We start from the raw sequence: 23,504 nt of genomic DNA, 5'->3' as shown, positions 1-23,504 counted from the left end.
ACGCCCTGCTTCCTGACACGGCACTGACGCGCACCTGACCCTTTTCAAGAGAACACCGACCATGTCTTCAACACGATCCGCAATGCCATTATTTTCCCCTCCATGGATACCCGTGAAAAGCATGATGTGCCGGCGGGCGCCGATCCGCTGACGCGGCAGCTGCTGCGTCAGATGGTGGCCCGCGCCATGCAGCTCGACCCGTCCGAACTCCCCGGTGACGAGGACGACCTGGTCGACCACGGCCTGGATTCGATCCGTGCGATGCAGTTGATCTCCGCATGGCACCGGCGCGGTATCGAGGTCGGCTTCCCCGAGCTGATGGCCCGGCCCACGCTCGGCCACTGGTGGGAACTGATGTCGCGTGCCGACGGCCCGCACGGTCTCGAGGCGGCGCACAAAGTCCCTTGAGAAGCGCTCGCGTCCGCCCCGCGATCGCTCCCGCTCCGCTTAAGGTCCGATAGCCGAAGAGCTTTCCATGGTTTTCCGGGAAGCCGGAAACGGATCACCAGACGGAGCCCCCCATGAAATTCGGCGTGAACTTCTTCCCGGTCATCGACCCGGCGAAGAAGAGTGCGAGCACCTACTACGACGAAAGCCTCCGGCTGGTCGAGCTGGCCGAGGCGCTAGATTTTGAACACGTCCAGACCGTCGAGCACTACGGCTCCCCGTACGGCGGTTACAGCCCCGATCCGGTCGTGTTCCTGACCGCCGCCGCGGCCCGCACCAGCCGTATACGACTGGTCACCGGTGCCGTCATCGCGTCGTTCGCGCACCCCGTCCAGACGGCGGCGCGCCTCGCGCTGCTCGACAACCTCTCGCACGGCCGCCTCGACGTCGGTTTCGGCCGCGGCTTCCTGCCCGACGAGTTCGACCTGTTCGGCGTGTCCATGGAGCAGAGCCGCACCCGCTTCACCGAAGTGGTCGAGGCATGCGTCGCCCTGTGGAGCGGCGAGGAGGTCCGCTTCGAGGGGGAGGCGCACCGGTTCGGCCCGGTGACCGGCTTCCCCCTGCCCTACCAGCGCCCGCACCCGCCGGTGTTCGTCGCGTCGGCGACCAGCGCCGAGTCCTGTGCGCTGGCCGGCACCCGGGGACACCACCTCCAGGTCGTGCCCTCGGTGACCAGCCGTGAGCAGCTCACGGAGATGACCGCCGCCTATCGCGCCGCGCGCCGCGCCGCGGGCCACGAGGGCCCGGGCCGCATCCAGATCAAGTACACCTGCTATCTCGGCGAGGACCGGGAGGTGGCCCTCGCGGACGCCCGGACCAACGAGCGCAACTACGTCGAGACGATGGCGGACGCCGTCGCCTCCTGGGCGAACGCGCGTTCCGCGCAGTACCCGGGCTATGAGAGGTTCGTGGACAAGGCGCGCGCCTACGACTTCGACACCGCGCTCGCCGGCCACAAGGTGCTGGCCGGGACGCCCGCCGAGGTGCGCGCGCAGATCGGGACGATCCGCGACTGGTACGGCCCGGACATCTGCCTGAGCCTGCAGTTCAATCCCGGACACATGCCCTACGAGCGCGCCGAGCGCGCCATGGAACTGTTCGCCGCCGAGGTCGCCCCCGCCTTCGCCGACACCCACGACGGCGCGGCCGGGCCCGCCGCCGTGGCCGCGTGACGGGGGCCGGCATGCACCAGCCCCTGCGCCTGTACGTCTTCCATCACGCGGGCGGATCCCATCTGCTGTACCGCGACTGGCCCGGCCTGCTGCCCGCGCACTGGGACGTCCGGCTCATGGACGCGCCCGGACGGGGCCGGCTCACGGGCGAACCCCAGATCGACGACGCCCGGGAACTGGCCGGTTTCTTCCTGCGCCGGCTGGCCGCCGACGGGCCCGGCCCGTTCGCCTTCTTCGGTCACAGCATGGGTGCGCTGGTCGCCTACGAGATGGCCCAGCGCCTCGCCGCCGAGGGCCGTGAACTGCCGGTGTGGCTCGGTCTGTCGGCGCGCGGCGCGCCCCGCCCGCAGGGCGAGGCCACCCGCCGCCACGCACTGCCCGACGAGGAACTGCGCCTGCATCTCGCCGCGATGGGCGGCACGCCCGTGGAAGTCCTCCGGGACGCGGACCTGTGGGAGATGTTCTCCCCCGCGATCCGCAACGACCTGAAACTGGTGGAGAGCTGGCGCCCGCTGCCGGACACCCCGGCGCTGACGATGCCGGTCGCGGTGTACGGCGGCACGCGGGACGTGGTCGTGGGGCCCGAGCGCCTCGCGGCCTGGGAGCGGTTCGCCGAACACTTCCAGGGGCTGCGGATGTCCGAGGGCGGGCATTTCTACTTCCAGGCCGACCCGCGCCCGCTGCTCGACCTGATCCAGAGGGACGCGACGGCCGCCCTGTCGGCGGCGGTGAGTCCGTGGTGAGCGGACCGGACGCGGACATAGCCGTCGTCGGTCTCGGCGCCTGGGGGGCGAGCGCTCTGTGGCAGCTGGCCCGGCGCGGCATCCGCGCGATCGGCGTCGAGCGCTACGGCCCGGCCAACATCAACGGTTCCTCCTACGGTGAGAGCCGGATGTTCCGCACGGCGTGCCTGGAGCACCCCGGTCTGGTGCCCCTCGCCCAGCGCTCGCGCGCATTGTGGCTGCAGCTGGAGCAGGAGAGCGGCACCCGGCTGCTCGAGCCGACCGGCGCGATGCTGATCGGTCCCGAGGACGGCCGGATCGTGGGCGGCGCGCTGCGGGCGGCCCGGGAACACGGCCTGGACATCGAGGTGGTGGACCGCGACGCGCTGCGCCGCCGCTGTCCGGCGCACGAGGACCTGTCGCCCGGCCACCTCGCGGTGGTCGAGCCCGCGGGCGGCCTGACGCTGCCGGAGGCGACGATCCGGGCGGCGCTCGGCGCGGCCCGGGCCGCGGGCGCGCGGGTCATCACCGACACCCGGGTCACGGCGCTGGAGACCGAGGGGTCGCGGGTCGCGGTGCACACGGCGGCGGGCCGCGTCCTGCACGTCGGGCAGGTCGTGGTGACGGCGGGGCCGTGGCTGGACCAGCTGGTGCCCGGCCTGCCGCTGGAGGTCGTCCGCATGCCCACCACGTGGTTCACGCCCGAGGCGCCGCACGAGCGGTTCACGCTGCGGCGGCTGCCGGTGTTCATGCGGGAACTGGACGACGGGGACGTGCTGTGGGGTCACGGCACGCTGCCGGGCGGCACCGAGGTGAAGCTGGGCCTGGAGGACGGCGGCAAGCACTTCAGGGTCGTGGACCCCGAAAGCCTGGACCGCTCCGTCTCGCCGGCCGACTGGTCGGTGCTCTCGCGCCGGCTGGCGCGGGCGGTGCCGGGCGTGGGCCGGGAGCCGTCCCGGGCCACCGCGAACATCTACGCACGCACGCCCGACGGCCAGTTCGTCATCGGCAGGCCCCGCGGCAACCCGCGCCTGGTCGTCGCCGGCGGCTGCAGCAGCCACGGATTCAAGCACGCCACGGGCATCGGGGAGGTGCTGGCCGACCTCGTTCAGGGCAAGGAGCCGGTGTTCCCCCTGGGCTTCACCGATCCCGACCGGTTCGAGTGACGCGCGGCGTGACGCGCGAGGAAGATACGAGGGAGAGATGCAGATGCAGTTCCGCATTCTCGGTCCCGTGGAGATCCAGGACGAGCGCACCGGTCTGAGGATCCTTCCGACGGGCGCCAAGCAACGCGCCCTGCTGGGCGCGCTCGTGGTGAAGTCCGGGCACGTCGTGTCGGTGCACCGGCTGATCGACGAGCTGTGGGGGGAACACCCGCCCACCAACGCGACGAACGCGCTGCAGGCGCACGTGGCCCGGCTGCGCCGCCTGCTGCCGGTGCCCGAACCGGGGTCGGGCGAGCCGCACCACGAGTGGATCGTGACGCGCTCGCTCGGCTACGTCCTGCGCCTGGGACGGAGCACGACGGACGCGGACCGGTTCAACGAGCTGGCCACACAGGGCCGGGCCGCCGCCGCGGACGACCCGCAGCAGGCGACCGAACTGCTGCGCGGCGCCCTGGCGTTGTGGCGGGGCCCGGCGCTGGAGGGCAGTGTGCGCGGGGACATCTGCGCGGCCGAGGCGGCGCAGCTGGAGGAGAACCGGCTGACCGCTCTGGAGACCCTGTACGACGCGAGTCTGCGGGCGGCCCGGCACGACGAGATCATCGGCGAGCTGGAGGAACTGACCACGGATCACCCGATGCGGGAGCGGTTCTACGACCTGCTGATGGTGGCGCTCTACCGGTGCGGGCGGCAGGGGGAGGCGCTCAGCGTGTACGACCGGGCCCGCAAGCGCCTGGTGCACGAACTGGGGGTGGAGCCGGGGCCGGCGCTGCGCGGCCGGATGAACGCGATCCTCCAGCACGACCCGGGCCTGGCGGCACCGGGGGTGTCCGGCCAGGTGGCCTCGGTGCACCCGATGCCACCGCCGGCCCGGCCGCCGGGGCCGGCCGGTCGCGCCGGGCCCGACGCGACCGTACTGAGCCTGAGCGGTGAGATCGCCCAGCTGCACCATCGCATCGAGCGGCTCTCCCTGGAACAGGAGGAGCTGATGCGCCGGTTCGACCGGCTGGTCGCGCATCCCGCGGCGGGCCTGTAGGCACGCGGCGGCGCCGGGCTCAGCCCCGGTGCTCGCGTGCCGTGTGGAAGCCGCGCCGGTACCAGAGCAGCGGAGCGGTCGCCTCGGCGCCGTGCCGGAACTCGACCGGGGTACCGAACACCAGGTCGTGGTCGCCGGCGCGGACGATCCGCGCCGTGCGGCAGCGCACGAGCAGCGCCGCGTCCGGCAGACACGGCGTGCCCGAGCCCTCCCACGGCGCGAACCCGCCGCCCGCGAACCGGTCGACGTCCTTTGCCGCGAAGCGCCGCGCGAGGTGCCGGTGCTGCTCGCCGAGCACGTTGACCACGAACTCCGGTGCGGTCGTCAGCGTCGCGTGGCAGCTGGAGGTCAGCGCCACACCCGCCATGATCAGCGGCGGGTCCAGCGAGACGGAGACGACCGAGCCGGCCGTGAATCCGCGCCGGCGTCCGTCCGGGTCGAGGGCGGTGACCACGCTGACCGGCGCGGCCAGCAGCGCCATCGCGTCCCGGAAGGTCTGCGCGGTGATCTCGGGGCGGGTCTTCTCCTCGACTGCTGTCATACGAACTCCTCGATGGTGGGTCGGTCGGCGCGTGGCTGCAGTGCGCGGTGCGGCCGGGGCAGCGGGATGTCGCGAGGCGCGGCGCGGCCCCAGGGAAATCCGTCGTGCACCTCGATCCGCCGGGGGCCGGCACCGTCCGGCCGCCGCTCCACGGCGAGGGACACCAGGACCTGCGGTCGCGGCGCGAGTTCGGTGAAGGACCAGCGGTCCGCGCTGTCGCCGTCCGGCGGGCGGAACCCCACCACACCCTGTTCGTCGTCCAGCTCGAAGGCGAACGAGTCGAACGGCAGCCCGAGGCCGAGCCCGCGGGCCTTGGCGTAGGCCTCCTTCAGCGTCCACAGCCGCAGCGTGGCCCGGTCGCGCCGGCCGCCCGCCGTGAGGCCGGCGAGGTAGGAGCGCTCCTCCGGGGCGAAGGACTCCACGATCCAGTCGAAGCCGCGCTCGCCACCCCGGTCGAGGCGCTCGATGTCGATGCCGACGCGGCAGTCGCGGGCGACGGCGACGACGTTGAAGCCGTGGGCGTGCGAGAGGTTGAAGTCCAGCTCGCGCCCGCCGCCGGGCAGACCGCCGGGCGGCGTCTGGAGGAACGGGCGGCCGCGTGAGGACCGCCACAGGACGGCCTCGGCCTCCGGAATGCCGGTCTCCAGGGACAGCACGCGGCGGACCAGGCAGTGGGCGACGAGGTACTGCCGCCGGTCCCGGTCGAAGAGGAACCGTCCGGCGGTCTCCCGCTCGTGCTCGTCCAGCCAGTGCCCGGCGAGCAGGGTGCTGGTCGCCTCGTCCAGGCCCTCGTTGGGGCAGAACCAGATGCCCACCGTGTCCTGCCCGCCGTCGGGGTGCACAGGGCTCATCGGGCGCCCGCCCCGGTCAGCACCCGGTCCCGGCCCTGGTCCCGCTCCCGGCGGATCTGCCGCAGCAGGCCGGTGAGCACCTTGCCGGTGCCGATCTCGGTGAACTCGGGCTCGGGCCCGTAGGTGCCGTCGAGGATCGACTCCACCGTCTCGTACCAGCGCACCGGCTGGTGGATCTGCTGGAGGAGGGTCGCGCCGAGGTGGTCCGGCACGTAGGGGCGGGCGGTGGCGTTGGCGATCACCGGGAACGCCAGCGGCCCGAAGGAGGTCGCCCGCACCAGGGGCTCCAGGCGCTCGGCGGCCGGGGCCATGTAGCGCGAGTGGAAGGGGCCGCTGACGTCGAGCCGCCGGACCATGCGGGCTCCCGCGTCCTCCAGGATCGGTCCCGCCTCGGCCAGGTCGTCGGCCGGCCCGGCGAGCACGGTCTGCCCGGGGGTGTTGAGGTTGGCCAGGTCCAGGGAGCCGAATCCGGCGCGCAGCAGCAGGAAGCGCAGCCGGGTCTCGGGCAGGCCGATGACGGCGCTCATGCCGCCGCCGGTGACGTCCGCCATCGCCGCGGCCCGCGCGGCGACGAGCCGCAGCCCGTCGGCGAAGCCGAACGCGCCCGCCGCGTGCAGGGCGTTGTACTCGCCCAGGCTGTGGCCGACGGCGAGGTCCGCCCGGTCGCCCCCTTCCTCCAGGTGGGCGCGGTAGGCCAGGGCGCTCACGGCGAAGAGGGCGGGCTGGGTGTAGCGCGTGTTGCCGAGCTGTCCCTCGGGGTCCTCCAGGCAGAGCCGGCGCAGGCTGTAGCCGAGGACGTCGTCGGCCTCCTGCACCAGGTGGGGGAAGCGTGCGAACAGGTCCCGGCCCATGCCGACGCTCTGGGCGCCCTGGCCGGGGAACATGAGGATCCGCGTCATGGTGGTCACTGCTTTCGGCTCAGACGGTCACGGGGGCGGGGAAGGCGCGGTCGGCCAGTTCTCCGAGGTCGGCGGCGGTGAACAGGGTCTCCAGCGGGAGCTCCCGTCCGCCGTCGGCGGCGATACGGGCGGCCAGGCGCAGCAGTTGCCTGCTGGTGGCGCCGAGGGTGAAGAGGTCCTGGTCGGGGCTCAGCCTGCCGACATCGGTCCCGAGTTCGGCGGCGACCAGCGTCGACAGGCGGGTGAAGTGGTCGCCGGCGGGCGCGGCGCCGCCGTCGGACGCCGCCGGAGCCGGCTCCTCGGCGAGGCCGATCCCCCACACCGAGCCGAGCCGGGCGGACAGCGCGTCGGTGGCCGGGGGCGCGGCGGGCTCCGCCTGGGCGGCCAGGGTGGCCGGGCCGGCCGGGAGCGGCGGGCGGGTACGGGTGAGAGGGGTGGCCGGCAGCGCCGCTTTGGACGCCGCGATCGGGGCCCAGTCGACCGGCTCCCCCGCGACCCACGCGAGCAGGGTGTCCCGCTCCCGGGCGGGAGCGTCGGCGGCGGTGTCGACGGCGCCCGCGCCGCGGGTGCGGATGCGGTGGGCCATGGTGCGCAGGGCCCCGGCCGCCGCGGCGGCGTCCGTGACCAGACCCGCGCGCACCGAGCGGTGGGTGCGGCCCTCGCGCAGGGCCCGGGCGACACGGCCGGCTCCCAGGGACGGGTTGCGTTCCCAGACGTCGGCGAGGCTGTCGGCGAGCGCGGCGAGGTTCTCCGGGGTGTCGGCGGACAGCGGCAGCGCCCAGGTGCCCTGGTCGTCGGGGCCGGGCCGCACGGCCGGCGGTTCCTCGACGACGAGGCTGCCGTACGAGCCGCCGCCCGCGAAGCCGTTGACCAGGACGCGGCGGGGCGCTCCGGGGGCGGTGCGCCATCCGCGGTTGCCGTCGGCGGCCAGGGCGACCGGGCCCGCGGCACGGGCGAGCGCCGGGTTCACCGCCGAGGTCAGCAGCGTCGGGTACACGTCGAGGCGGCGGAACTGGGCGATGACCTTGCCGAGCTGGGCGAAGACCGAGGCCGCTTCCAGGTGTCCGGTGTGGGGCTTGACGGTGCCGACCGGGACCGGTGCCCCGCCGGGGCCGTCGTCGCCGAAGAGCCGGCCGAGCGCGGTGAACTCCAGCGCGTCGGCGAGCGCGGCACCGGCCGCGGCGGCCTCGACGTATCCCACGTCGGCGGGCCGCAGCCGGGCGTCGTCGAGCGCGGCCCGCATGGTGGCCTCCTGCCGCTGCGGGTCCGGGATGCCGAACTGGCGGGTCGTGCCGGAGTGCTGGAGGGCGCCGCCCCGCAGCACCGCGTGCACGGGGTCCCCGTCGGCGAGGGCGCGGTCGAGGGGCTTGAGCAGGAGCGCGCCGACGCCCTCGCCGACCAGCCAGCCGCTGGCCCGGTCCGTGAAGGCGCAGGAGTCGCCGTCCTCGGCGAGCAGGCCCATCTCGGACAGGACGTCGAGGTGGTCGGGATGGAGCACCAGGTTGGATCCGGCGGCGAGCGCGGCTTCGCAGCGGCCGTCGGCGACGGCCCGGTAGGCGGCTTCGACCGCGGCGAGCCCGGACACGCAGCCGCTGTCGATCAGCACGCTCGGCCCGGTCAGGCCGAAGGCGTGCGAGGTGCGGTGGGCCAGGCCGCCGCGGGTGGCGTGGGTGCCGTCCTCGGCCCGCCCGTCCGCGCGGGCGGCGATCCCGTACAGCGCGTGGTCGTGCCACATCGATCCGACGAAGACCCCGACCCGGCCGCCGAGGCGGTCCGGGGTGAGCGCGGCGTCCTCGAAGCAGCGGCGGGCGACGGACAGCAGGAGGCGTTCCTGCGGGTCGATGGCGCCGGCCTCGTCCTCGGGGATGCGGAACTCCTCCGCCTCCAGGGCGAGTACGTCGTCGAGGTAGCCGCCGACGGCCGCCCCGGAGCGCCGCGCCCGTGAGCGCAGCGGCGCCCACCGTTGGGCGGGAGCCGGCCCGGTGGCCGGGGCGGCGGCGGTGAGCAGGCCGTCGAGTTCGTCGAGGGTGCGGGCGCCCGGCAGGTCGGCCGCGAAGCCGACGACGGCCACAGCCCGGCCGGACCGGTCGGCGGGCTGGTCGGCGGATCGGTCGGCGGGCTGGCCGGCGGGCCGCGGGAGCCCGGTGGCGGTGTGGGTGAGCGCGGCGCGGCGGGCGCGCGTGTCCTCGGTGAGCGCGCCGCCCCACAGGGACAGCAGCAGCTCCTGCTCGTCGGTGACGCCGAAGTCGGCGCGCACCGCGTCGAAGTCCATCTCGCCGACCGCGCACAGCCCGAGTCCGCGCTCCGGCGCCCCGGTGAGCAGCAACTGGGCGATGTGCCCGGCCTCGATGGTGGAGAAGCGGGTGGCGTTGCGCTCGCCGTAGGCGGGGGCGATGGCGGCCGGGGTCGAGACCAGGAAGACGCCGAAGCCGGAGCCGTCCACGAGCGCACGGTTGTGGTGGACGTGCAGGTCGGTGCCGTACCGGGCGTCGGGGGACAGCGCGACCAGGGCGCGTTCGGCCGGGTGCAGGTAGTACAGGCCGGGGGCGAGGTCCTGTACCGCGCCGGGGGCCACGTACACGTACACCTGGACCGGGTAGAAGCCGCCGCCGGAGGGATAGCGGCGCTTGGCGCGGCCGTCGAGTTCGCCCCAGGTGACGGTGGCGAGGAGGGCGAGCAGGTCCCCGGCGGGCAGCGGGCCGTCGGCGAACTCCCGGAAGGAGGCGGCGTCGAACAGGGCACGGGTCTCGTCGGGGTCGGCCGGCGGGACGGGGACCCGGCGCAGGGACGCGGGCAGCCGTCGCTCGGCGACCCTGGCCTCCTTGAAGGCGGCCTTCGCCCGGGGGTCCAGTGCGATGCGGACGTCCGTGCCGGTGGCGGGCGGGGGCGTGGCGGTGGTCGTGGCCGGCGGGGCGACGCTCTGCGCGATGGAGCGCGGGGTGGGGCTCTGGATGAGGACGTCCACGGGGATGTGTGCCCCTGTCGCCGCCTCGATCTCCTGGGCCAGCCGGATCATGGTGAAGGATGTCGCGCCCAGGTCGAACAGGTCGTCGCCCACCGCGACCTGTTCCACGCCCAGTACCTCGGCCGCCCGGCGGGCGACGTACTGGGCGGTGAGGGCCGGGGCGCCGCCGGCCGTGGCCGCCTCCTCCGGTGCCGGCAGGGCGGCCGCCGTGAGCGCGTCGAGTGTCGGCCTGCTGATGAGGGCGTCGACGGGCAGCGCGGTGCCGGTGAGACGTTCGATCTCCTGCGCGATGCGGATCATGGTGAAGGAGGTGGCGCCGAGGTCGAACAGGTCGGCTCCGTCGTCGACTTCGGCGACCCCGAGCACCTCGGCTACGGCGGCGCGGATGCCGGCCCGCAGATCGGCGGCGACTCCGGCGACCGGCGCCGGGGTGGAGACGGGGGCCGGCGCGGCGGGCGTCACGGGATCCGGCCGGGACGCCGGCCCGGCGCCCAGGAGCCGGGCGGCGGCCGGGCGGTCCAGTTTGCCGTTCGTCGTCAACGGAAGGTCCTCCACGAAGCAGAAACGGCTGGGCACCAGATAGGCGGGCAGCACATCGCCCAGGGCGCGGCGGATCTCCGGCACCGCCGGGGCGTGGCCGGGTGTGCGGGACACGCAGACGGCGGCCAGGACCTGTTCGCCCGAGGCCGGGTCGTCGACCGGGAGCACGCGGGCCTCCGCGACACCGGGCACCTCGGCGAGGGCCGCCTCGATCTCCTCCGGCTCGATGCGCAGCCCGCGCAGTTTGAACTGGCCGTCGATCCTGCCGAGGTAGCGGATCTCGCCGTCCTCGCCGACCAGTCCCAGATCCCCCGTGCGGTAGAGCCGCGGCGACGGGTCGAGGTCCGGGAAGGGCGAGGTGACGAAGCGTTCCGCCGTCAGCTCGGGCCGCTGGTGGTAGCCGAGAGCGACCTGCCGGCCGCCGATGAGGATCTCCCCCGCGACGCCGGGGGCGACCGGGCGCAGCCGGTCGTCCACCACGTGGATGCTGGTGTGGGCGACGGGGCGGCCGATCGGCACGGTCGGTTCGTCCCAGTCGGGGCGGCACGCCCAGTGGGTGACGTCGATGGCGGCCTCGGTGGGCCCGTAGAGGTTGTGCAGTTCGGGGCCGCCGACCTGCGGCCCCGGCGCGTCGAACACCTCGTAGAACCGCCGCATGGTGGCGACCGGGAGCGCCTCACCGCTGGTGAACACCAGGCGCAGCGCGGTGCCGTCGGCGGCGCCGGGGTGGCGCAGGAACATGCCGAGCACGGACGGCACGAAGTGGGTGACGGTCACCCGCTCCTCGCGCAGCAGCCGTGCGAGGTAGGCCGGGTCCACATGGCCGCCGGGCCGGGCCACCACGATGGACGCGCCGGCGATGAGCGGCCAGAAGAACTCCCAGACGGAGACGTCGAATCCGTACGGCGTCTTCTGCGCGACCCGGTCCGCGGGGGTGAGGCGGAAGCGGTCCTGCATCCACAGCAGCCGGTTGGCGACACCCTGCTGGCTGTTGCGGCAGCCCTTGGGCCGGCCGGTCGTCCCGGAGGTGTAGATCGTGTAGACCGGGTCGTCGGGGCCCACCGAGACGGCCGGCGGCGTGTCGGGCAGCGCGTGGAGGGCGGCCCGGTCGGCCTCCCGGTCGGGGCAGACCACCACCGCGCCGGCCTGTGCGGGCACAGCGGCGAGAGCGGCGTCGGCGACCACGACGCGGGCACCGCTGTCCTGCAGCAGGTACCGCACGCGCTCGGGTGGGTTGGCCGGGTCGACGGGCACGTACACGGCGCCCGCGCGCACGATGCCGACCAGCGCGGCCACCAGGCGTTCGGAGCGGTCCATGTGGACGGCGACGTGGTCGCCGGGGCGGACGCCGAGGGCGTGCAGGTGGCGGGCCAGCCGGGCGGTGCGCCGGTCGAGCTCGCCGTAGGTCAGGGTGTGCCCGGCGTAGTGGACGGCGTCCCGGTCGGCACGCCCGGTGAACGCGGCCTCGAGCAGTTCGACGAGGGTGGGGGCCGGTGTCGTGGCCCGGTGGTCCGCGGGCCCGACGACGACCGGGCGGTCGTCGACGCGGGCGCCGGCGGGCGCGTCGGCGTCCGGCCCGACGGCCGGGCGCCGGGCCGGCTCGCGCTCGCGCTCGCCGACGACGAACTCCCGCACCCGTCGCGCGTACCGCTCGAACATCGCGGTGAGGCGGTCCGGTGCGAGGGAGCCCTCGGCCGCGTCCCACTGCCCCACCAGGTCGTCGCCGACGAGCAGCGGCACGTGGTCGAGCGCCACCTGGGCGGTCTGCGACTGGCTGGTGCGCAGTTCCACGTCCCGGGGATGCAGAGCCGGGTCGATCTCCGGTACGCGGGTGAAGACGACGGGCAGCCGCAGTGCGCCGCCGGAGCGGAACACACGCGTGCGCAACTCGGTGAGACCGGGCACCAGTTCGGCCCGCTCCAGATCGGCGCGGACCCGGTCCCACAGGGCGCGGGCGCGGTCGGCGAAGGCGTCCGGGAGCGTGGCGTCGACGGTGACCCAGGCGAGCTGGGTGAAGTCGGCGACCATCGCGTCGGCGTGCGCGAGCCCGCCGGGGCGGTCCCAGGAGACGACGGTGACGGTGAAGGGGCCCGCGTCCCCGAACTCGGCGCGCAGTTCGTCGGTGTAGGCGGTGAGCAGGACGATGTCGGCCGGAACACCGATGGCCGCCGCGCGTTCGGTGAGGGCGCGCCACGAGCCGAGCGGTGCCCTGCGGTGGGCCCGCGCCGCGCCGGGAGCGGGCTCGGGCAGAGCGGGCCCGGGGGGCAGCGCGGCGAACTTCTCGCGCCAGACTTCGCGGGCCTGCCGGCCGGCCTCGGTGGACCGCAGCCCGGGCAGCGCGCGCAGGTGCGCCGTCGGGTCGGCGGGGGCTGCCGGCATCCGGTCGTCGCCGTCGTGCAGGGCGAACAGCTGACCGAACAACAGTGCGAAGCTGCGGGCGTCGGCGAGGAGGGCGTCGAGGACCACGTGCAGCACGACCGTCCCGTCGGGCAGCGTGCTGGCCTCCAGGGCGTACATGGGGCTGCTGCCCAGCGGGAACGTGGTGTCGCGCAGCCGCGCGGCGGTCTGCGCGAGCGCGGCCTCGGCGTCGGCCGCCGCGCTGAGGTCGTGGCGGGCGATGCGGTACGGGGCGGCGGCCGGCGCGACGGTGAGCGTGCCGTCCTCGTGGACGGCGGCGCGCAGCATGGGGTGGTGCGCGACCAGCCGGTTCCAGGCGTGCTCGAGCCGGTCGACGTCGTGCCGGCGGAGCAGGAACTCCTGGTACACCCGCGTCTCGGCGTCCCCGCCGAGTCCGCCGATCCGGCCGACGAGGTAGGCGGACTGAACCTCGGTGAGCGGGATGGGCTCCGCCGTCCCTGCGGCGGCCGGGTCCTGGCCCGCGGCGGGAGGCGCGGCGGGCAGTGCGGCGGGCCGGGCGAAGGCGGCTGCGCCCTCGTCCGCGATCCGCTCGAGTGCCGTGCGCAGCGCGCCGAAGGCGGCCCGGGTCCGCGTCTCGTCCACGGCGGTCGGCGCGAAGTCCCACGACACCAGGAGGGCGCCGTCGCGTTCCTGGACGCAGCTCTCCAGGTGGACGCCCGGGGTGAGCGTCGCGGAGGCCTCCAGGTCCACCCGCGCCGCCCAGCTGTCCGGGTCGTCGCCCAGCGCGGTGAGGCTGCCGAGGAGGCTGGTGAAGACCATCGGGACCGAGCTGCCGCGGCGTCCCGGTTCGTTCCTGGCGCGTTCGCGCAGCGCGCGCACCCCGCTGACGGCCGCGTGTTCCAGGTCGCTCCACAGCCGGGCGCGCACCAGTTCGAGGCGTTCGCCGGCCGTGCCCGTGGCGGGCGGCGCGACGAAGACGGACGTCGAGATGAAGGGGCCGACCAGGCGCGGCACATCGGGGTGCACCCGCCGCCGGTTGTACGTCGTCAGGACGACGGGCAGCGCCGCCGGGTCGCCCTCGGTCCCCTGCACCGCGGCCGTGCACAGGGCGAGCAGCAGCGCGGTGGGCGTCGCCCTGGCCTCCTTCGCCGCGGCCTTCACCCGCTCCCAGCGCTCGGGCTCCAGGCGCAGCGCGATCCGCCGGTGCGCGGGACCGGACGCCGAGCCGCCCGTCAGCGGCAGCGGCCGGTCGAGGTCGACGTCCGCGAGCTGCTCGCGCCAGTACGCCAGGGAGGCCCGCGGCACCTCGGCGCCGGCGCCGGCGGCGCAGTACTCGCGGAAGGTGAGCGCGGGCGCCGTGACGGCGGTCCCCCGCGCGTACCGCTCGTACCACTGCTGCAGCAGCAGGGACACGCTCGGTCCGTCGGCGATCAGCTCGTCCACGGTGAACAGCACCCTGGCCCGGCCGCCCGCCAGGCGGGCGACGCGGATCGCGAACAGCGGCCAGCGGTGCGGGTCGAAGCCGGCCAGCGCCTCGCTGCGCAGGCGCGCCAGTTCGGCGTCCCGGGCGGCGGGTTCGAGGGTGCTCAGGTCGGCCCGGACGAACCGGTGGGCGGGCACCTGTGCGCGCACCACCTGCCGGGCGTCGGGCAGGACGTGGGCGCGGAGCATGTCGGTGGCGGCGACGACGTCGTTCCAGGCGGTCTCGGCGCGGTCGGTGTCGAAGTCGTCGGCCTCGAACTCCAGGTGGATCTGGGTTCCGGCACCGGTACCGCCGTCGAGCGTGCGGCCCACGTAGAACGACTCCTGGACTTCCGTGAGGGCGAACGGCTCGAACCGGTCGGTGGGGTCGGTCTGCGGCATGGCTGGTTCTCCGGTTCCCTCTACTGGCTCTGCAGGGCGGACAGGTGGGCGACAAGTTCGTCGACGGTGAACTCGCTGAGCATCCGGAGCGGCAGCGTCCGGCCGAACCGCTCGGTGATCTCGAAGCGCAGGTTCATCGCGCCGATGGAGTCCACGCCGAGTTCGACGAGGGTCCGTCCGGTGTCGAGGGGGCCCTCGGCTCCGGGCCCCGCTGCCAGTTCGCCGACGAACGCGACGAGCTGGTCGAGCCGGGGGTCGGCGGCGGGCCCGGGTGCGGCGGACGGCGCGGGTGCGGCGGGCTCCGCCGGTGGGGTGAGCGGCTCTGCCGGATCGGTGTGCGGCTCCGCCGGTTCGACGTGCGGCTCCACCGGTCCGGTCAGCGGCTCCACCGGTTCGGTCAGCGGCTCCGCCGGTTCGGTGTGCGGCTCCGCGGGCCGGAGGGCGGCCTCGGGCTCCTCCTCGGCGAGCCAGTAGCGGCTCCTGAGGTACGCCGACGGCGGCAGGGACACGATGCGTCCCCGCTCGGCGTCGGGGGCCGTTCGGTCGATCCGCCAGCCGGCCACCCACAGGTCGGCGATCTGCTCCAGGCGGCCCGCCCGCCACAGGGCGGCCACGAGGTCGTCGGTCTCGGGAGCCTGGCCCCGGGCGGTGCTGGCGGCGCCGGTGCGCAGCGCCTCGGAGGCCGTGCCGTCCTCGGCGAAGCGGGCGAGTTCCGCGGCGAGCCCGGGGCCGGAGTCGGCGACGACGGCGAGGCGGTGTTCGTGGAGCGCTCGCCCGCTGTGCAGGGTGTGGGCGATGTCGGCGAGCGGGGTGTCCGCCCCGGCGCCGGTCAGCCACCGGGCCAGGCGTGCGGCGGTGGCGGCGAGGTGGGCAGCGCTCGGCGCGGACAGGACGACGAGCTGCCGCCCGTCCGGCCGTGGGGCGCTCTCGTCCGCCGCCGGGCGTGGCAGGTGCTCCTCGACGATGACGTGGGCGTTGACGCCGCCGGCGCCGAACGAGCTGACGCCGGCGCGGCGGGGCAGTTCGCGGCCCGCGGCATCGCGCAGCCGCGGCCAGGGCGCGGCGTCGTGCTGGAGCCGGAAGCGTGTGCCGGCCAGGTTCAGGTCGGGGTTGACGGGTTCGGCGTGCAGCGTGGGTGCGAGGGTGCCGTGCCGCAGCTGGAGCAGCACCTTGGTGAGCGCGGCGATGCCCGCGGCGGACTCCCCGTGGCCGATCGCGGACTTGACCGAGCCGAGAGAGCAGGGCACCTCGACGGCCGGACCCCGGCCGTACGCCTCCTGCAGCCCGGCGAGTTCGACCGGGTCGCCGAGTGCGGTGCCCGTTCCGTGCGCCTCGATCAGGTTCACCGTGGCCGGGTCCACGCCGGAGCGGCGCAGGGCCTCCCGCAGCACCCGGGCCTGGGCCCACGGGCTGGGCGCGGTGAAGCCGTTGGTGCGGCCGCCGTGGGCGACGGCGGTGCCGCGGATCACGGCGTGCACGGTGTCCCCGTCGGCGAGGGCGCGGGCCAGTGGCTTGACGACGACGGCCCCCGCGCCCTCACCGGGCCCGAACCCGGCGCCGCCCGCGCCGAAGCTGCGGCACAGGCCGTCCTCGGCGAGGAACCCCGACTGCCGCAGCATGCGGAACCGGGAGGGGTGCAGATAGAGGTTGACGCCGCCGACGAGCGCGGCCGCGCACTCGCCGCGCCGCAGCGCCTCGACGGCCTGGTGCAGCGCGACGAGCGAGGACGAGCAGGCGGTGTCGACGGGCTGGCTGGGGCCGCGCAGGTCGAGCAGGTACGACAGCCGGTTCGGCAGCGACCAGTAGTGGCCGGAGGGCATGTCCCGGTGGCCCGCCGCCCAGCGTTCGGCGCCGAGCAGCGGGTAGTCGGCGGAGGTGATGCCGGCGAAGACACCGACGCTGCGCGGTTCGCCGTCCGGCGCGGTGAGGGCGTCGAGACGGGCGCCGGCGAGCCCGGCGTCCTCCAGGGCCTCCCAGGCGACCTCCAGGAAGAGCCGCTCCTGGGGGTCGGTGAAGGCGGCCTCCCGGGGCGACAGGCCGAAGAACGCGGGGTCGAACGCCTCGACGCCGTCGAGGAAGTGTCCCTTGGCGCGGACTCCGCCGGTGTTCTGCCAGCGGCCGGTGGGCAGGTCGGCGACCGTGTCCTTGCCGACGAGCAGGTTCTCCCAGAACGCCTCGGGGTCGTCCGCTCCGGGATAACGGCCGGCGAGGCCGACGATGGCCACGGCGTCCTCGGCACCGGAGTGAGCACCGGGGTCCGCGCCGGGTTCGGCACCGGAGTGAGCACCGGGGTGCGGCGCATTCCCGGGGGCCGGGACGGCGGGCGTCGTGGGCGGCGGCGCGGCGGGCGTCGTGGGCGGCGGCGCGGCGGGCTCCCGCGCGGGCGCGAGGCGGGCCAGGTGGTCCGCGAGCTCGGTGAGATCGCGCAGGCCGAAGAGCATTTCCGGTCCGACGGGCGCCACGTGCGTGCTCAGCTTCGACGCCAGCGTACGGATCATCACCGAGTCCAGGCCGAGCGCTTCCAGGGACGTGTGCGGGCCGACGGCGGCCGGGTCGTGGCCCAGGGTGTCGGCGACCGTGCGGCAGACCCGCTCCAGCAGGCCCTCGGGGGCCGCGGCGGCCGAGGAGGCCGGCGGGGGCGGGGCCGAGGCCGGGAGCGCACCCGGAACCCGGACCGGTGCAGAAGCCGAAGCCGGGGCCGGGGCGGGGGTCCGGCGACGGGGCAGCAGGTGCAGGTCGGCCAGGTTTCGGTGCCAGGCGTCCGCGCGGCCGTGGAAGAGCGACACGACGCACGGGCCGTCCGCGCCGAGCAGCCGTTCCAGTGCCCGCAGACCCAGGTCCGCGGGGAGCGGGACCATGCCGACGCGCTCCTCGACCACCTCTCGCACCGGGTCGGGAATCGTCATCCCCGGCACGTCCCACAGCGGCCACTGCACCGACAGGGTCCGCCCGTGCCGCTCCCCCGCGGCGACGAGATCCGCACGGTGCTCGGCGAGGGCGTCCAGCACGCCGTTGGCGTAGGCGTAGTCGGCCTGGCCGATGTTGCCGCCGAGCGCGGCGACCGAGGAGAACAGGACGAAGACGTCGAGCGGCAGCCCGGCCGTCGCCTCGTCGAGGGCAGCGGCACCGACCGTCTTGGGGGCGAGCACGGCCGCCACGTCGTCGGGGGTCTTGCGCAGCAGGTACGCGTCGCGCACCACACCCGCCGCGTGGAACACGCCGTGCAGGGCGCCCTCGTGGCTGAGGATGTCGTCGACCAGCGCCCGGGCGCCGTCCGGGGCGGTGACGTCGGCGCGTACGTAGCGGATGCCTCCGGAACCGTCCGCCGGCGGGCGCTCGGCCGGATCCAGCTCGTCCCAGGGGGTGCGCCCGCACACGACGACGCGGGTGCCGGGGCGCGCGGCGAGCCGGCGGGCCAGTACGCGGCCGATGCCGCCCATGCCGCCGGTGACCAGGTGGACACCGTCGGGGCGGGGGACGAAGCTCTGTCCGGGCAGGGCGGCGGGGCGCAGCACGCGGCGGGCCCGCCGGCCGTCGCGCACCTCGGCGAGGTGGCCCCACTCCGCCTGCGGAACGGCCAGTTCGCCTCGGACGGCCGGGGCGGCGGCCAGGTCGTCCGCGACGAGCAGGGCCCGCCCGTCCAGCCGCGGGTTCTCCTGGCGCAGTGTCTGTACGAGGGCGCGGGCGGCGTCGGCCTTCAGCGCGTCGGCGGTGACGAGGAGGACGGTGAGCCGCTGCGTGCGGAAGGCGGCGAGCGCGGTGCGCAGCGCGGCGAACGCGGCGGTGTCGGCGTCCGGTTCCGGCCCGAGGCGCACCACGAGGGTGACGGCGTCCGGGTTCGTGGCCCGCACCGTGTCGATCGCGTCGAGGCCGGTGCCGTCGAGCGCGGTGACGAGGTCGCCTTGGGGGTCGTGCACGAGGAGCGGTCCGCCGGCGGGCTTCGGCGCCTCGGCCGGCAGGGGGTCCTCCTGCCAGCCGGGCGTGTACAGGACGAGGTCGTCCAGGCCGGACCGCTGGTCCTCGCCCGGCGCGGATTCCGCCGCCGTCACGTAGTGGCGGTCGCGGGCGAAGGCGTAGCCGGGGGCCGGGATGCGCCGGTGGCGGCCGGGCGGGCAGAGCCGGGTGAAGTCGACGTCGTGGCCCTCGGTGTAGAGCCGGGCGAGTTCGCGAAGGTGCCCGGGGTGGCCGGGCTCGTCGGCGGCCCGGTCGAGGAGGCGCTCCACCTGGGCGGCGCGGGCCCGGCGGGCCTCCCGGTCCACCTCGCGCGTCTCGGCGGCCGGCCCGTCGATGCGCCGGTCGTCGCTGTCGCCCGCCGTCAGCCGGTCGAGCGCGTCCAGGAGTTGGGGCCGGTCGGCGACGAGCAGGGCGGTCCGGTACGGGTGGTGGTCACGGGCGCAGGACAGGGTGTGCGCCAGGTCCGGGAGGGCGGCGTCGGCGCCGCCGGGCGAACGCAGCCAGCGGGCGAGTTCGGCGGCGCGGTCGGCGATCGCCGCGGGGCGGCGGCCGGACAGCGGTACGAGGACCGGGCCGTCGGGCGCCGGGGTGTGCGCGACGGGCGGGGCCTGCTCGACCACCACGTAGGCGTTGGTGCCGCTGAAGCCGAACGAGCTGACGCAGGCGCGGCGCGGCCGGCCCCCGGTGCCGGGCAGCGTCTGCCGTTCGGTGGCGACGGTGAACGGTCCGTCGGCGAAGGGGATGCCCGGGTTGAGCGTGTCGGGCGAGCAGTGCAGCGACGGGGGCACCTGTCCGGTCCGTACGACGCCGATGGCCTTGAGCAGTCCGGCGAGGCCCGCCGCGGCGGAGGTGTGCCCGACGTTGCCCTTGACCGAGCCGATCGGCACGCTGCCCGCGGGGCGGCCGGCGGGGGCGAAGACCTGGTTGAGGGCGGTGACCTCGATGGGGTCGCCGAGCGGGGTGCCGGTGCCGTGGCACTCGACGTAGTCGATGCCGTGCGGGTCCAGGCCGAACCGGTCGAGCGTGCCGCCGATGAGGCGGGCCTGCGAGGCGGCGCTGGGCGCGGTGATCCCGTTGGTCCTGCCGTCCTGGTTGAGGCCGCTGGCGCGGATCACCGCGTGCACGGGGTCGCCGTCGGCGCGCGCCTTCGACAGGGGTTTGAGGACGACGACGGCACATCCCTCGCCGGGGACGATGCCGTCGGCCGACGCGTCGAAGGGGCGGCAGCGCCCGCCGGGCGAGAGCATCCCGGCGCGGCTCATGAACACGTGCGGCAGTTCGGTGAGGTAGAGGGTGACGCCGCCGACGAGCATCATGTCCGCGTCGCCGAGCCAGAGCGACTGGCACGCCTGGTGGAGGGCGACCAGGGACGACGAGCACGCCGTGTCGACGGTGACGGCCGGGCCCTTGAGGTCGAGGTGGTAGGCGATGCGGGCGGCGAGCAGCGAGTTGGAGTTGCCCTGCATGACCTGGGCCAGCCGGGTGTGTGCGCTCTCCCGCTCGATGAGGTCCTGGTAGTCGTTCATCATGACGCCGGCGTGTACGCCGACCCGGGCTCCGGCGAGCGAGCCGGTGCGCTGCCCGGCGTGCTCCAGGGCGCGCCAGGCCTCCTGGAGGAAGAGGCGGGCCTGCGGGTCGGTGAGTTCCGCCTCGCGCGGCGTCATCCGGAAGAAGTCGGCGTCGAACCGGTCGACGCCGTCCACGAAGGCGCCCCACTTGGAGACCGACTTGCCCTCCGCGCCGGGGTCGGCGTCGTAGTGCTCACCGACGCGCCACCGGTCGGCGGGCACCTCGGTGACCAGGTCGTCCCCGTCCAGGACCCGCTGCCAGAACGTGTCGGCGTCATCGGCTCCGGGGAACCGGGCGCTGTAGCCGACGACGGCCACGGGCTCGAACCGGTGAGCGGACCCGGCGGGGGACGGCGCGGGCGCCGGACCCGGAGCCTGAGCCGCCGCCGGGGGTCGGGACGGGCCCGGTCCGGCCCCCGCCCCCGTCGCCGTTTCCGGTGCCGGTGCCGGTGCCGGTGCCTGGGCCTGGAGCGCCGCGGCGCGCAGGAGCGTTTCCGCGGTGGCGCGGTCCACGCCCGCGGGAGGCTCGGGCGGGCTCGGGGCGCGCAGCAGCGCGGCGGCGGACGCGGCGTCCAGCGCACCGGTCTTGACTCGGGTCAGGATCTCTTTCGCGTCCATGCCGTCCTTCGGTTCCTTCGTTGCCGGTGCTCGGTCAGTGGGCTTCGGCGCCGTACGCGCCGACGATGCGTTCCATCACCTCGGGCAGCCGGAACGAGGTGCGGTGCAGCGCCGCCTCGCGGGCCACCGCTTCGCCCGTCGCGGCCAGCAGCGGCGCGGCCAGCTCCCGTTTGAGCAGCTCGAGCGAGGCCCGCGGGGCGTGTGTCATGGACTGCGCCAGTTCGCGGGCGGTGCCCGGCACCTCGTGGTGCGGCACGACCCGCACCGGCGCGCCCCGATCGCGCAGTTCGGCGCCCCGGTAGGTGCGGGCGGTGAAGAGCATCTCCGTACCCAGCTCGCGCCCGAAGCGGCTCGGGAACAGGTGGGTGGCGCCCATGCCGGGCGTGAAGCCGTACTTCATGAAGTTGCCCGCGTACAGGGACCGCTCGCTGAAGACGGCGAAGTCGGCGTAGAGCGCGAGCACGAGCCCGCCGCCGATGGCATGCCCCTGTACCGAGGCGATCACGGGCAGCGGGCACCGCGCGAACACCCGGAAGAAGTCGTCGGTGTCGAAACTCCCGTTGCCCCGCGCGAAGTTGATCAGCTCGCGCTGGGTCCCGCCCGCGCAGAACAGTTCGGGCCTGCCCTCGATGACGACGGCCCGGGTCCGCGGATCGGCGGCGGCCCGCTCGATCGAGTCGACGAGCCCCGTCGTCAGCCCGGCCGAGAAGGTGTTGCGGCCGTCCGGGTCGTCCAGGGTGACCACGGCGACAGGCCCCTGCCAGGCCAGCCGGACCACGGAGGAACCGGCGGGAACAGTCGGTGCGGTCATGCGGCACGCTCCGCGATCAGCCGGTGCACGGCGGGGTCGGCAAGACGGTCGAGAAAGGCACGGCCCGCGTCGCGGCCCAGCCGCTCGTCGCGGGGGAAGAGCCGGGCACGGTACTCCTTGAGCGCGCCGGCGGTGGCACGGTCGACCCTGCTGAGGCCCACGAGGACGCGCCGCAGGGCGTCCTCGGCGTCGTCGGCGGCCGTGTCGGCCAGCCCCACGGCCACGGCCGCGGCGGCGTCCAGCTCCTCGGCGAGCAACGTCGCCGAGAACGCCCGCTGCTCACCGGTCCTGCGGGCCACGAACGGCAGTGCCATGGCGGGTACCAGGCCGACGAGGGCCTCGGTCAGCCGGAAGCGGGCCCGCGGCCCGGCGATCACCAGGTCGCAGGCGGCGGCGAGCCCTACGCCGCCCGCGGTGGCGGCACCGTCGACGAGGGCGACGGTGACCACGGGAGTGCGGGTCAGCCGCTCCAGCAGGGTCCAGTACGGCAGTTCGTCCGCGTCCGGAGCGGGCACCTCGGCGGGGACGCCGTCCGACAGGTCGGTGCCGGCGCAGAAGTCCTCGCCCCGTGCGCGCAGGACCAGAACCCGGCAGTGCGGGTCCGCCTCGGCGCTGTCGACGGCCGCGCGCAGGGCGTCGAGGAGCGCCGGGGTGACGGCGTTGCGCAGTTCGGGCTGGTCGAGCCGGGCGTGGACCACCCCACGGGCCCGGGTCAGGGTGACGGCGGTCATCGCTGCTCGCCTCCCAGCCACACGTACTCGCGGTGGTAGTCGCGCACGCCGCGCAGGACCAGGCGTCGGCCGGCGTCGAAGCGCGCCTTGGTGATCTGCGGGAAGCGGTCGAGGTCGAAGGTGAAGTCCTGCGTCCCGAACTTCAGCTCGGCGGTCGCGGTGAGCAGTTCGTCGTACTCCTCGATGCTCAGCGGGTACCGCGCGTCCAGTGCCTCGCGGATGCCCATGGCCCGTACGGCACGCTGCGACGCGGGGTCGACGACGGCGCTGTAGAACTCGGAGGCGCAGCCCGATCCGTAGGAGAAGACACCGATCCGGCGCTCGCGGTCGATGACGGCGTTGTCGATGGTGGACGCCAGAGCGAGGAAGACGGTGCCCGCGTAGATGTTGCCGACCTGCTGCGGGTACCGGATGGCCGCGCCGAGGCGGTCGGTGAAGTCGTCCTCGATGGCCTGCGGGGACAGGCCGCGCTTCAGCTTGCGCAGCGCGGCCCGGTGGGCGCCCTTGACCATGCCGGGGAAGGGGGTGTGCATGGCGAGCAGGTCGAAGGAGTCGACGAAGTCGGCCCCGTCGACCTTGCTCGCGTAGTCGGTGAAGGAGCCCTTGAGGCATTCGATGTAGGTCAGCAGGGACAGGTCCGTGTCGCCGGCCTCGCGCTCCGGGTCGGGGCGGCAGGTGTCCATGACCTCGTAGCTGTGGAAGCCGTTGGCACCGTGGTCGAAGGCGGCGACGACCGGCTTGTCGCTCACCAGCATCGCCATGGCCCCGGCGCCCTGGCTGGGCTCGACGTAGGTGTGCGGCACCGGGCGGGCGACGTCGCTGCTGATGACCAGGGCCTTGGCGCCTTCGAAGGGGCTGGCGGCGACGACGGCGGCGGCCATCTGCAGAGCGGCGGTGCCGCTGTAGCAGGCCTGCTTGGTCTCGAACAGGCGGCAACTGCGCGACAGTCCCAGGTGGTCGTGGACGTAGGTGGCCAGCGACTTGCCGAAGTCGACCCCGGACTCGGTGCCGACGATCAGCAGCTCGATGGAGTCGCGCTCCTCCTCGCTGAGGGCGTCGACGAGGGGCTTGGCGGCGTTCACGGCGAAGGACACGGCGTCCTCGCAGTGCAGCGCGACGCTCTTGCGCGCCATCATCAGGTTGCCGATCCGGCTGTCGTCGAGGCCGCGGGCCGCGAACAGGGTCGGGACGTCGATGTAGGTCTCACCGCAGTAGGCGTTGATGGCTTCGATGCCGACCTGCTTCATGGTCTTCTCCGTAACTAC

Annotated in this window: 13 protein-coding genes; 5 read left to right on the top strand and 8 right to left on the bottom strand. The window is 74.9% G+C overall.

Going from position 1 to position 23,504, the window contains the following annotated elements; translation table 11 throughout:
* The first annotated feature begins 102 nt into the window (after positions 1 to 102).
* The 5 genes from AB0F04_RS32705 (at position 103) to AB0F04_RS32685 (ending at position 4,540) form a co-directional block, all read left to right on the top strand.
* Positions 103 to 408, top strand: a complete 306-nt coding sequence (locus tag AB0F04_RS32705; protein ID WP_362048306.1) for a phosphopantetheine-binding protein — start codon at positions 103 to 105, stop codon at positions 406 to 408.
* Between the two features lie 113 nt (positions 409 to 521).
* Positions 522 to 1,619: an LLM class flavin-dependent oxidoreductase gene (locus tag AB0F04_RS32700; protein ID WP_362048303.1), complete on the top strand. Its 1,098-nt coding sequence runs from the start codon at positions 522 to 524 to the stop codon at positions 1,617 to 1,619.
* Positions 1,620 to 1,630: 11 nt separating this feature from the next.
* Positions 1,631 to 2,362, top strand: coding sequence for an alpha/beta fold hydrolase (locus tag AB0F04_RS32695; protein WP_362048300.1), 732 nt, complete (start codon positions 1,631 to 1,633; stop codon positions 2,360 to 2,362).
* Positions 2,359 to 3,507 carry an N-methyl-L-tryptophan oxidase gene (gene solA / locus AB0F04_RS32690; RefSeq protein WP_362048297.1) on the top strand — a complete coding sequence of 383 codons (1,149 nt, stop codon included), beginning with the start codon at positions 2,359 to 2,361 and terminating at the stop codon, positions 3,505 to 3,507. The genes AB0F04_RS32695 and solA overlap by 4 nt, the downstream gene beginning before the upstream one ends.
* Positions 3,508 to 3,550: 43 nt before the next feature.
* Positions 3,551 to 4,540 carry an AfsR/SARP family transcriptional regulator gene (locus AB0F04_RS32685; RefSeq protein ID WP_362048294.1) on the top strand — a complete coding sequence of 330 codons (990 nt, stop codon included), beginning with the start codon at positions 3,551 to 3,553 and terminating at the stop codon, positions 4,538 to 4,540.
* A 19-nt stretch (positions 4,541 to 4,559) separates the two neighbouring features.
* Here the strand turns inward: AB0F04_RS32685 and AB0F04_RS32680 are convergent, their stop codons facing one another.
* From AB0F04_RS32680 to AB0F04_RS32645, 8 genes are read right to left on the bottom strand one after another with little or no spacing between them, the layout of a single operon-like run.
* Positions 4,560 to 5,081 (bottom strand): flavin reductase family protein, encoded by a 522-nt coding sequence (locus AB0F04_RS32680; protein ID WP_362048291.1) that lies wholly within the window; start codon positions 5,079 to 5,081, stop codon positions 4,560 to 4,562.
* Positions 5,078 to 5,932 (bottom strand): 4'-phosphopantetheinyl transferase superfamily protein, encoded by an 855-nt coding sequence (locus AB0F04_RS32675; protein ID WP_362048288.1) that lies wholly within the window; start codon positions 5,930 to 5,932, stop codon positions 5,078 to 5,080. The genes AB0F04_RS32680 and AB0F04_RS32675 overlap by 4 nt, the downstream gene beginning before the upstream one ends.
* A complete protein-coding gene (fabD, locus tag AB0F04_RS32670; protein ID WP_362048285.1) occupies positions 5,929 to 6,831 on the bottom strand; it encodes an ACP S-malonyltransferase in 903 nt (300 codons plus the stop codon). Before fabD ends, AB0F04_RS32675 begins: the two co-directional genes overlap by 4 nt.
* Before the next feature lie 19 nt (positions 6,832 to 6,850).
* Positions 6,851 to 14,557 carry an amino acid adenylation domain-containing protein gene (locus AB0F04_RS32665; protein WP_362048282.1) on the bottom strand — a complete coding sequence of 2,569 codons (7,707 nt, stop codon included), beginning with the start codon at positions 14,555 to 14,557 and terminating at the stop codon, positions 6,851 to 6,853.
* 20 nt (positions 14,558 to 14,577) lie between these two features.
* Positions 14,578 to 20,697 (bottom strand): SDR family NAD(P)-dependent oxidoreductase, encoded by a 6,120-nt coding sequence (locus AB0F04_RS32660; protein WP_362048279.1) that lies wholly within the window; start codon positions 20,695 to 20,697, stop codon positions 14,578 to 14,580.
* A 34-nt stretch (positions 20,698 to 20,731) separates the two neighbouring features.
* Entirely contained in the window at positions 20,732 to 21,508 is a 777-nt protein-coding gene (locus AB0F04_RS32655) for a polyketide synthase (protein WP_362048276.1), read from the bottom strand.
* The gene (locus AB0F04_RS32650; protein WP_362048273.1) at positions 21,505 to 22,239 is read right to left on the bottom strand and encodes an enoyl-CoA hydratase/isomerase family protein; all 735 of its coding nucleotides are present in this window, start codon (positions 22,237 to 22,239) and stop codon (positions 21,505 to 21,507) included. The genes AB0F04_RS32655 and AB0F04_RS32650 overlap by 4 nt, the downstream gene beginning before the upstream one ends.
* Complete coding sequence (locus tag AB0F04_RS32645) at positions 22,236 to 23,486, bottom strand: hydroxymethylglutaryl-CoA synthase (RefSeq protein ID WP_362048270.1); 1,251 nt, start codon at positions 23,484 to 23,486, stop codon at positions 22,236 to 22,238. The genes AB0F04_RS32650 and AB0F04_RS32645 overlap by 4 nt, the downstream gene beginning before the upstream one ends.
* Positions 23,487 to 23,504 lie beyond the last annotated feature (18 nt).

This window comes from Streptomyces sp. NPDC029041, assembly GCF_040637515.1.
In the GTDB taxonomy this organism is placed as follows: Bacteria; Actinomycetota; Actinomycetes; order Streptomycetales; family Streptomycetaceae; genus Streptomyces.
This window is presented reverse-complemented; position numbering and strand designations above follow the sequence as displayed.